The 11,089-nt window shown below is 65.4% G+C and carries 7 protein-coding genes; 6 read left to right on the forward strand and 1 reads right to left on the reverse strand.

Going from position 1 to position 11,089, the window contains the following annotated elements:
* Positions 1 to 140: 140 nt before the first annotated feature.
* The 4 genes from ACG2LG_RS07840 to ACG2LG_RS07855 all read left to right on the forward strand — a co-directional run bounded on the left by ACG2LG_RS07840 (position 141) and on the right by ACG2LG_RS07855 (position 7,845).
* Positions 141 to 290 (forward strand): hypothetical protein, encoded by a 150-nt coding sequence (locus ACG2LG_RS07840; protein WP_396257864.1) that lies wholly within the window; start codon positions 141 to 143, stop codon positions 288 to 290.
* 101 nt (positions 291 to 391) lie between these two features.
* Positions 392 to 3,262, forward strand: coding sequence for a sialate O-acetylesterase (locus ACG2LG_RS07845; protein WP_396257866.1), 2,871 nt, complete (start codon positions 392 to 394; stop codon positions 3,260 to 3,262).
* A gap of 210 nt (positions 3,263 to 3,472) precedes the next feature.
* Positions 3,473 to 6,661, forward strand: a complete 3,189-nt coding sequence (locus ACG2LG_RS07850; protein ID WP_396257868.1) for a DUF6288 domain-containing protein — start codon at positions 3,473 to 3,475, stop codon at positions 6,659 to 6,661.
* A gap of 131 nt (positions 6,662 to 6,792) precedes the next feature.
* On the forward strand, positions 6,793 to 7,845 hold the full coding sequence (locus ACG2LG_RS07855) for a phosphoribosylaminoimidazolesuccinocarboxamide synthase (RefSeq protein WP_396257870.1): 1,053 nt from the start codon (positions 6,793 to 6,795) through the stop codon (positions 7,843 to 7,845).
* A 134-nt stretch (positions 7,846 to 7,979) separates the two neighbouring features.
* Here ACG2LG_RS07855 and ACG2LG_RS07860 read toward each other — a convergent pair whose 3' ends face one another.
* Positions 7,980 to 9,257, reverse strand: a complete 1,278-nt coding sequence (locus ACG2LG_RS07860; RefSeq protein WP_396257871.1) for an acetylxylan esterase — start codon at positions 9,255 to 9,257, stop codon at positions 7,980 to 7,982.
* Positions 9,258 to 9,401: 144 nt separating this feature from the next.
* On the opposite strand from ACG2LG_RS07860, the gene ACG2LG_RS07865 reads away from it, so the two are divergent.
* Together ACG2LG_RS07865 and ACG2LG_RS07870 are read left to right on the forward strand one after the other, a co-directional pair.
* Positions 9,402 to 10,406 carry an AAA family ATPase gene (locus ACG2LG_RS07865; RefSeq protein WP_396257873.1) on the forward strand — a complete coding sequence of 335 codons (1,005 nt, stop codon included), beginning with the start codon at positions 9,402 to 9,404 and terminating at the stop codon, positions 10,404 to 10,406.
* 38 nt (positions 10,407 to 10,444) lie between these two features.
* On the forward strand, positions 10,445 to 11,083 hold the full coding sequence (locus ACG2LG_RS07870) for a hypothetical protein (protein ID WP_396257874.1): 639 nt from the start codon (positions 10,445 to 10,447) through the stop codon (positions 11,081 to 11,083).
* Positions 11,084 to 11,089: the final 6 nt, after the last annotated feature.

Consider the following 11,089-nt stretch of genomic DNA (forward strand, 5'->3'; position numbering starts at 1 on the left):
GGATTGTTCCAGGCCGCACCTCCGAAAGGGGTGCGGCCTTTTCTTTTCCCCGGACGACAAGGGGATCGGCCGGAGGCCCGGTTTCCGCAGAGTGGCGATGCGGCATCGACAGCAAGCCGCCCGGTTCCCATGATTGTGCGATGAGATACGGGTCATGGGTCCTTTGTTGCCTTTTGTTCGCGGCGTTCACCTCCGGCTGCCTCACCCGGCGCAAGATCACCAAGAGCGACGGCTCGGTGGAAAAGGAATACATCATCACCCGCCCCTTGAAGAACAAGTTCAAGGACTAGACCCCGGATCGCCAGGCGAACGAAATCCGACTGATTCGGAAGCGGGTTCCGGAAAGGATTCTCCCGCCCGACGGTATGTATCGAGGTTGATCCGACCATCCATGAAAACCTCGCTTGCTTCCCTGCTGCTGACCCTTTCCCTGGGAGTCGGCATTTCCGCCGCCGAATCCCGACTGGAACTCGCGGTTCCCTTCACCGACCACATGATCCTCCAGCGCGAGGCCAAGGTGCCGGTCTGGGGATTCGATGCGCCGGGGAGCAAGGTGACCGTCGAGTTCGCCGGCCAGACGAAGACCGCCGAAGCCGACGCGCAGGGGGACTGGAAACTCGAGCTGGACCCGCTGCAGGCCTCCAAGGAGGGGCGGGGTTTCAAGGTCGCCAACAACAAGGGGCAGTCGATCGAACTGAGCGACGTGCTGGTCGGCGAGGTCTGGTTCTCATCGGGCCAGTCGAACATGGTCTGGACCGCCGGCAAGAGCATGGTGAATGAGCTGGTCCGTGAACTCGCCGGCTCCGAAACGGACATCCCGATCCGCGAGATCAGCATCGAGACGGTTTCCGCGCTCTACCCGCAGAAGCGGGCGACCTCGGCGGAAGGATGGAAGACGATCCAGGGTGCCGGCAGTTTCTCCGCCCTGTCGCTGGCCTTCGCTCACTCGCTTTACCAGGAACTCGACGTCCCGGTGGGCATCCTGCTCAGCGCCCACAGCAACACGCGGATCGAAGCCTTCACCCAGCGTCAGGCGATCGAGGAGCATCCGGATCTCGAGGGCGACGAGGACCTGATCCACGACGCCGATCCGCTGCTTGAGCAGGGCCGCCAGGCGTTTGCAAAATACTACGAGGACCTCGCCGCGTGGCAGGAGGAAGCCGGCCGCATTTCCGAGGCCGGAGGCAAGGTGCCGCAGCGACCCAATCTTCCCGGCATCGCCGGGATGTGGCGCGGGCCGTCGCAGTTTTTCAACGGCAAGATCAACCCGGTGATCCCCTATGCCATCCGCGGCGCGATCTGGTGCCAGGGGACGAGCAACAGTGGCGACGGTCGGATCTATGCCGCGCGGATGGAGGCGCTCGTCCATGGCTGGCGCGATGCCTGGGGCATGCCCGACATGCCCTTCTACTTCACGCAGATGCAGGCCTACGGCGCGCCGGACCCGAACAATGTCGGCTTCGCCGACATCCGCCAGGCCCAGCACCTGTTCTTCATCAACAACCGGGAAAACGTCGGCATGGTGGTGCAGACCGATCTCAACTCGGCGCGACCGCAGGGGATCCACTACTGGGAAAAGCTCCACCCCGGCATGCGGATGGCGCGCTGGGCGCTGGCGAAGGACTATGGAAAGGACATCCCCTTCACCGGCCCGATCTATCAGGGCTACGAAGTCGAGGGCGACCAGGTGGTGGTTTCCTTCGAAAAGGGCAGCCTCTTCGGCGGCCTGATGGTCGGCAGCAAGGGGATGGCGGCGGACTATCGTGAGGAAGGGAAGTACGTCGAGCCGGCCCGCCCGACGCCCGGCGAAAAGCTCAATCATTTCCGCGTCTGCGGGGCCGACAAGAAGTGGCACGCGGCCGAGGCGACCATCGTCGGCGACACGGTGGTGGTGAAATCGAAAAACGTGCCGGAACCGGTGGGCGTCCAGTACGCCTACAACGCGGTGCCCGTGAACTCGAACCTCTACAACAAGGCCGGCCTGCCGGCGACGCCCTTCGCCGCGATCGACGGCAAGCTGATCTTCGAGGAGGACGATCCCGCCAAGGCCGCGGCCGAGGAGGCGAAGTATGCCCGCTACACCGATCCGGACTACCCGATCTTCCAGGTCCTTGAATTCTATCGCGACGGGGCCGTGATCCAGCGCGACCAGACCATCCCGGTGTGGGGCCACGCGAACGAGGGCGTGGAGGTCACCGTGACGCTCGGCGGGGTGACCCGCAAGGCGGTCGCCAACGAACTGCAGCAGTGGTCGGTCGAGTTTCCGCCGCTCAAGGCATCCGCCGGGCCGATCACCCTCGAGGCGGTTTCGAGCCACGACCGCAGCCGGACGGTGAACAACATCCTCGTCGGCGACGTGTGGTACCTGACCGGCAGCCCGCTGCTGACCTCCGACTGGCCCTTCAACCTCCGGGACAAGGAAGCCAAGCGGCCCGAGCCGCTGCCGCTCGTCCGCGAGTTCCGCAAGAAGACCAAGGCCAGCACTTCCACCACCCCGCGGAAGCGGAGCTTCGAGACCGGTGGCGGCAAGTACCGTTCCTCATGGGAGGCGGCGGACTACTCGAAGGAGGGCGCCGGGGTGGGTTCCTTCGCCTATCATTTCGCCAAGGCACTCGACCGGAAGGGAGTGCCGCAGGGGTTCATCACCATGTCGGCCGGTCGGACCGGGCGTTCCCGGGAGCTGGCCTCGCCGCTGTCGTGGACCTCGTTCCAGGGCGTCAAGGACGTCAAGCAGCCCGCCTTCGAGGCGCGGCTGGACGAACTTTTTCTGCAGTTCCCCAACAGCGGGGTGGCGAAGAAGGCGGCGGCCCGGCACGTCGACGAGGTGAAGGCCTTCGTTTCGACCATCATCGATCTCGGCGAAAAGGGGGCTGATCTGTCGAAGGCCCCGCTCCGCGGTCCGGCCTTCCCCGAGGCGGGAACCAGCGGAGCCGTCGCCCGCGACACCATCCCGACCTACGCCTACAACTGGTGCGTCAGCCCGATGACCCCGATGGGCGTCGCCGGCGTGATCTGGATTCCGTCGGATGCAAACATCGGCGAGAACCCCGCCGAGTACGCGGCCGAGATGGAGATCTACGCGAAGAGCCTGCCGGGCACCTACGGGATGGATCAGGTGCCCTTCCTCTACGCGCAGCCCTCACCCGCGCTGGTCGAGGGCATCACCGAGCCGAAGATCCCGGGCGCGAAACCGGTCCCGATCAACGAATGGCCGAAGAGCCTGAAGGAACTCGCGGAGAAGATGGCGGGGTTGGTCGAGTAGGCAGACTGGTGGGTGAAATCTCCCCCGACGGGTGCCCGGAGGCTGCAATGCGCCTTCGCTTGCCGGAATCCCCGGATTTCGTGTCAACGAAACGCCGCAACGGAAGTTTTTTGAAAGGAGGCTGCTCCGTTCCGGTAGGTCTGCGGGATGGTCGGCGCCCGATGCGCGTCGGATCTCCCTTTCAAGCCCACGATCATGATCGCAACGACGATGAAACCTGGTGCCCGGCGGCTCGTGCTGGGAATGGCAGCGGCGGCCCTCGCGGCGACGTCCCTCGCGACGGCCGACGACTACTACAAGGGGGAGCCGCAGTTCCACATGTGGCCCGATCCGGGCGGGGCCCGCTACAAGATCAGCCACTTCGGACCCACCGGCATCGGCTTGGAACTGCGCCAGCCCGCCTTCACGATGCACATCGTCAATATCGAGGAAGGATCCCCGGCGGCGGCCACCGGCGAACTCAAACCGGGGCAGATCATCGAGAGCGTCAACGGCAAGGTGCTCAAGGAGGAGGATCCCCGGGTGCTGCTCGGCAACTGGATCACCGAGGCCGAGGCCGCGGACGGCGTGATGAAGATGATGGTCAAGGACGGCCCGGACGCCACCGCGCGGGAGGTGATCGTGAAGATCCCCGCACTCGGGGCCTACAGCGAGACCTGGCCGGTGGATTGCGAGAAGACCGACAAGATCATCCGCAACCACGCCGAGGCCCTGGCCGCCCACATCGACTCCGCCGAGATGGGCCTCAACGGTGCCGTGCTGTTCATGCTCTCGACCGGGGAGGAGAAGGATCTCGAGGTCGTCCGCGGCTGGATGAAGACCTTCGTCGAGAACTACAAGAAGCCGGCCGAGGGGCGCGAGACCTATCCCTGGTTCGCCGGCTACACCGGGCCCGGCTTCTGTGAGTACTACCTGCGCACCGGCGACGAGTCCGTGCTGCCCATCATCAAGGACACCGCGGATTCCCTGTCGCGCACCATCTACAACGGTTCGTGGATGGGCCGCGGTAGCGCCAACTACGGCTACATGGGCGGCGGCCATTTGAATGCCGCCGGCCTGCATGCGGCGACCTTCCTGCTGATGGCTCGGGAGTGCGGGGTCGAGGTCGACGAGCACACGCTGCAGACCTCGTTGCTCCACGTTTACCGCTTCGCCGGGCACGGCAACGTGGCCTACGGCGACCACCTGCCCGAGGGTGGCTTCACCGCCAACGGCAAGACCGAGGGCCTCGCCTTCACCATGCAGGCGGCCGCCAACCTTCATCCCGACGGGGAAGAGTCGGTCTACGCCAAGGCCCGCGACATCTGCGGCAACAAGGCCTTCTACAACACCTCGTGGCTGTTCCACGGCCACACCGGCGGTGGCATCGGCGAGCTGTGGAAGGGCCGCGCGATGGGGCTCGTCCGCGAGAAGCGCCCCGAGCCCTACCGCTCGTTCATGGACGAGCGACTGTGGATGTACGAGCTGGCCCGCACCCACCAGGGCGTCTTCGGCTGGGTCAGCGACTGGAATGTGGGCTACACCGACACCGGCATCGAGGGACGCGGCTGGGGTGCCTACATCCCGCTGATCTACACGCTGCCGCGCAAGGCGCTGCGGTTGCACGGCGCGCCGCCATCGAAGTACTCGCACACCCACGCCATCCCCGACCTCCCCTGGGGCAACGAGGCCGACAAGATCTTCCTCTCGCTGACTCCCGGCGAGTACCTGCCCGGCAAACGGCAGGACGTTTCCGGGGAACAACTGCCCACGGATGCCTCCAAGCCGGTGCTGGCCCGCCTGCGCGATCCCGATGTGAGCGACGAGGTCGTCCTCATGTACGCCTACCATTTCGAGCACGGCATCCGGGCGATCGCCGCGGGGACCATCAACAATTTCAAGCGCTACCAACTCATTCCCCAACTCTTGAAGTCCAGCGATCCGCGGGCCCGCCGGACGGCCCTCGATGCCATCAACAGCAGCGACAAGAAAAGCCAGGGTTTTCCGGAGGAGCAGTTCACGCCCGAGATCGTCCGCCTGATCGGTGCCATCATCGACAACCCGGATGAGTCGTGGTGGGTGACCATGGGTGCCCTGCAGGCGATGGGCCGTGCCACACCGGAGCAGATCTCCCCTCACTTCGATCGCATGCTCGCGTGGCTGGATCACTCCGACTGGTGGCTTCGCCAGGCCGCCATGCAGGGGCTCACGCCGCTCGCGTCCGACCCGGATCACGCCAAACCCTTCCTGACCAAAGTCAGCGAGGTTCTCCAGACCAGCGACCGGCTTGGTGACCGCGGCCCCTTGGGCGGCATCACCCAGGAGCTCCAGCAGGCCTCCCCGGAGATCCGGGAGTTTGCCATGCAGGTACTGGGCGAATCGTACGTCAAGTTTCCCGAGGAGCTTGTCGAGCCCGGCGGCCAGGATCTCACCGGCAACATCGACCTGCTGCTCGAGAACCTGGCCCGCGACCTGGCGCAGGTCCCCGGCGGCTACGACGTGCTCTACGAGCTCGCTCGCAAGCGCAGCCCCGACGAGGCGCTGCCGCATGAGAAAATCTTCCTCAATGCCGACCCCTCGAACTTCGGCCCGAAACTTCGCAAGGCGATCGAACCGACCATCAAGAACCGCCTGATCCCCGAGTACATCGAGGCCAACCGCCAAAACCTCGAGCGGGAGATCTCCTCCCGCCAGCCGGGCCGCGCGATCGACGGGTTGGTGGACCTCTACCGCAAGGCCGACATCCATGACTACGACTGGAAACTCCACGGGCCGGCGCGCGACGCGATCGTGTGGGACTACATCACCTTCGACCCACCCGAGAAAAAGCTCTGGGAGAACGGCCACCGCTTCCGCGAGGTGACCGTGCCGGAGGGCTCGAAGGACTGGTTCACGACCGCCTTCGACCCGAAATCCGCACCCGGCTGGAAGACCGGCCGCGCGCCCTTCGCCAATAACGACGGCAAGCCGGAACCCGTCGGCACCTGCGTCGGTGAGCACCACTTCTGCGGCTGCGGCAACCCGGTCAACACCTTCTGGGACCAGGAGGCGCTGCTGATGCGCGCGGAGATCGAGCTGCCGCCCATGCGCGACGGCTACGCCTACCGCCTGCTGGTCGGCGGCCGCTCGCACTACAACGCCGGCGGCGGCTCGGATGTCTGGATCGACGGTGACTACCTGCCCAACCGCCGGAAGGGTCTCGCCACGATTCAGGGCGGCAGCGGTCGCAATTCCAACGTGCCCTGGGGGGTGACCATCCAGGACGAGGACCGCGAGCACTTCGCCGACGGCAAGGTCCTGCTCGCCACCAACGGCTTCCTCCGCTGGGGCCACAAGATCGAGCAGATCAAGTCCTACAAGGCCTTTTGGTTCGAGGAGATGAAACTGCCCGAGCTGCCTCCGGCGGCTGCAACGGAGTAGCGGGCGTCGGGACAATCCGGTGGCCTCCCGTCGTCACCACGACCGGGGGCCGGAAACCGATCTCCGTCAGATTCGGCTATTCGCCGTCGTGATCTCGCGGTAGCTCTGGAGCCGCGACGGCGCATTTTCCCATGCTGAACGACAAGGAGATCCGGGAACTGGTGGCGGCTCATGGAGCGGCCGTGAATTCGGGGCGGTCGGTCCGGGAGTTGATCGACGACGGCGAGCTGCCGCGGCTGGAGGGCTGCACCGTGCTCAAGGGCAAGGTCTCCGACTCGGTGTTCGGCGAGACGCTCAAGACGCCATCCGGCAAGCCGGTCCGCCTGATGTTCCGCAACAACCGGATCTCGACCCACGACGTCAACCGCGGCTCGATCCCGTTCAAGGACCAGGTGCTGGCCATCAACCACGACCACATGCTGCGGCTCGTCCGCGACGTCCTCGGGTCCTCGCAGTTCGAGGTGGCGGGCCTCGCCCCGTCCTCGACCGTGATTCCCGCCGAAAACCTCGAGATCGTGAAGGTCGAGAACGTCGTCCGGCGCTACATGGCGGAAAGCTCGACCTCGACCTCGCTCTATCAGCACTGGCTCAGGGCGAAGGAGGAGGGCCTCGAGGTCATGCACTATGCCGGCCATCGCCTGAAGGTCGCCGAACTCGTGCCCAACGGTCCGCTGCCCTACCTGATGGACACGCCCAGCACCAAGGAGGCGGTCGACCGCACCGTGGATGCGGCGTACCTGGTGGAGCACGGCGTTTGCACCGCGGAGCAGTACACGCAGATCCGCAATGCCTCGCTGATGGCCTTCGGGGTGGTTTCGCAGTATCTCTTGGAAAAGGGGATGGTGCTGGTCGACACCAAGACCGAGCACGGGGTCAATGCCGACGGCCGGATCGTCGTGGCGGACGAGGTTTACACCATGGACTCGTCGCGCTTCTGGAAGGTGGGCGACGACGGCGAACTGGTGACCCGCGACGGCAAGCCGGTGTCGTTCTCCAAGGAGTTCGCCCGCGGCCTGGTGAAGGAGAAGGCGCAGCAGTTTTCCGGGGACGAGGCCGCCGAGATTGCGGTGCGTTACATCCAGGGACTTCAGCACCTCACCGGCAAGCCCTTCGCCCCGGACCTGCGGCCGCGCGACCAGCGCATCATCGAGTCGACCAATCTCATTCTCGACGCGCTGCTGTAGCGTGGCCGGGCCTTCCAGGCCCGTCGCCATGTTGAATGAAGGGAGGGGCGACGGGGCTGGAAGCCACGGCCACCCCCGCTGCCGCCCCATCGTGAGGCGCGCTGGTGTCGCTCCCCCACCGGGCGGCAGCCCGCCTACTTCTTCAGCCACCGATCCGCGAAGTCGAGGTAGTGGGCCCAGTCCTCGGGAGTGATGTTGTGTTTGCCCTCGCGAAGGTGGTAGCCCATCCGGTGGCCCACGCTCTTGCCGGGCGCGGGCATGGTGGTCACGCCGCCGAAGGGCTGGTCGTCGTAGAGTTGATAGACCGGCACCGCATTCAAAAGGGACAGGAACTCGCCGCGGGGATCGGCCCACTGGTCGCCGGTGGCGCTGGCGACATAGACGGGACGAGGGGCGATGAGCGCGACGAGCTGGTGCTGGTCGACCGGCAGCGCGGCTTCGTTCCCGTTGTAGTTCTTGAAGTTCGCGTTGAACCAGTGCGGGAAGCTGTTGTTGATGCGGGCCACGGTTTCACCGAAGGCGCGCCGGCTCAGGGCCGCGCCGCCGCAGCCGGAGTTGTTGGAAATGGCGATGGCGAAGCGGGGGTCGGTCGCCCCGGCCCACAGCGCGGTCTTGCCGAGGCGCGAGTGTCCGATCACCGCCACCCGTGCCGCATCGATCTCGGCGATTTCCTCCCCCACCGCGGTGAGCATCTGGCTCAGGCCCCAGGCCCAGGCGGAGATGGTTCCCCATCCCTCCGCCTTCGGCTTGGGAAACATCGCGTGCACGCCGTTTTCGAAGCCATCGTCGTAATCCGGATCGATGTTCCCGCAGCAGGCGGTCACCAGCGCGTAGCCGCGACCGACAATCGTATCCACCGGCCAGCGCTCCTTGCCGGTGCCGCGGTTCTTTTCGGCGAAGGCGGTGTTGTCGCCGGTCTTTTTTCCTCCGAGCACGAAACCGGTCTCCAGGGCGATGCGGGGGTCGTCCTCGACGATCTGGTTGCCGCGGAAGTTCAGACCCATGAACGCGGGCACCTTGTCTTGGCCCTTGGGCAGGTAAACCAGCAGGCGGATCGACGGGCTGTTGCGGTGCGAGAAGCGGAGCAGGTACTCCCGGCGGACCGCCTTTCCGCCGCAGGCGTCGGCCACCTCGCTTTCCAGCGAGACCGACGGGTTCAGGGGTTGCGTCGGCACCGGCACCCGGCCGAACATGTCCCGTTGGAAAAGGGCGAGGGTGGCCGGGCGCACTTCTTTCTCCCACGCGGCGGAGTCGGTCGCCTCCTTTCCGGCCACGACGAGCGAATCCGGCAGCGTGTAATCCGGGACCTTCGACTCGTCGTAGTTGGGCGTGAAGGCGGTCGCCGACGGGAGAACCATCGCCATCATGATGGTGAGGAGGGTGACTCGGGGTTGGGTGGATGCGGTTGCCATCTCCCGGATGTCTATTTCACCCGGTCCGGGCTGTCGACTCCGGTCCGCGCCCGGTCGGAAGGTTCGTGACAGGAGCCGACCGGAGCAATCATCTCCGAAACTCAGGTGTAAGATGATTTACGCCTGTCGTGTAGCGCTTGGGTCATGAGTGGTGATCGCGAAGCGGTGGAGAAGCTCCACGAAACGTATCAGACGATGAAGGCCGAGATCGGCCAGGTCATCGTGGGCCAGGAACAGGTGGTCGAGCAGGCGCTGATGGCCATCTTCTGCCGGGGGCACGCGCTGCTGGTCGGGGTGCCGGGGCTGGCGAAGACGCTGCTGGTCTCGACGCTTTCCCGTTCGCTGGACCTGGGTTTCAAGCGCATCCAGTTCACGCCGGACCTGATGCCGGCGGACATCACCGGCACCGACGTGCTCGAGGTCGACCCCGAGACCGGCCATCGCGGGTTCCATTTCGTCCACGGCCCGCTGTTTTCCAACCTGGTGCTGGCCGACGAGATCAACCGGACCCCGCCGAAGACGCAGGCCGCCTTGCTCGAGGCGATGCAGGAGCAGCAGGTCACGGTGGGCGACAAGAGCCTGCCGTTGCCGCAGCCCTTCTTCGTGCTGGCGACGCAGAACCCGATCGAGCAGGAGGGCACCTACCCGCTGCCCGAGGCGCAGCTCGACCGCTTTCTCTTCAATATCGTGGTCGACTACCCGAGCGGCGACGAGGAGCGCGAGATCATCCGCCGGGTCACCAGCCCCGGCAGCAGCGAGGTGCAGCCGCGGATGAATGCCGAGGAAATCATCCGCCTGCAGGAAGTGGTGAAACGCGTGCCGGTGGGCGACCACGTGATCGACTTCGCCGCCAGGCTCGCCCGGGCGACCCGCCCAAAGGAGGGCGAGGCGCCGGACTTCGTGCGGGAAATGGTGGGCTGGGGCGCGGGTCCGCGGGCCGGGATCAGCCTGGTCACCGCGGCCAAGGCCCATGCGGTCCTGCGCGGGCGCTTCCACGCCACTACCGGCGACGTCGCGGCGGTGGCCCGGCCGGTGCTGCGCCACCGGGTGCTGACGACCTTCAATGCCGAGGCGGCGGGAGTGACCAGCGACGAGATCATCGACCGCCTCGTCAAGGAGGTCGTGCCGATGGAGGAGATCGCGGTTTGATCCGATCCGCGGTTGAGTCCAACTCCCATCCGACATCCATGACTTTCCTCGCGAAGCTCCGGTCGTGGCGATGGCCCATCCTGGTGCTCTTGTGCCTGATGGTCGCCGCGGTGGCCGCCTACCGGATCGCCATGCGAAACTTTGAAGTGCACGTTCGTGTGTGCACCGTTTTCCCGAGATTTGCGAATTACATGGGAATGGTTCCGGCAGAGGAGAGATCGCTGGACTTCTTCCTGCAAAAGGACCGGTTCGCGGTGGAGAAGTTTACCGAGGCATTTTCTGAACCCGTCCAGATGTCGATTCACGATAACGGAGGAGTTTTGTATCTCGTGCGGGTATGGAAGGCCGGCAGCGGCTACCTCGTCCTGACGGCGGGACGAGACCCCCGCGATTTTGAATGCTTTCTCAGGTGGGAGGAAGATGCGCCGGTGAGTTGGGGGGCGTTCGAGAGGAGAACCGAGATGAGCGTTCTCACCCGGGAGTTTCTCGACGATTACGAAGTCATCTTCATCCCGATTGGTCCACGTGGAACGACCGTCGTGCAGACGGAGTCATCCTACACGATCATCGGAAGGCAGATGGACCGCGGTGCCGAGAACCCTCAGGCGGAACCCGAGAAATCTGCCGGTGACCCTTCCCCGTCCTTGCAAAAGGCTGACCTGCCAAAGTCTTTCTAACACCCC

This window comes from Haloferula sp. A504 (genome assembly GCF_044385805.1).
Lineage (GTDB): Bacteria > Verrucomicrobiota > Verrucomicrobiia > Verrucomicrobiales > Akkermansiaceae > Haloferula.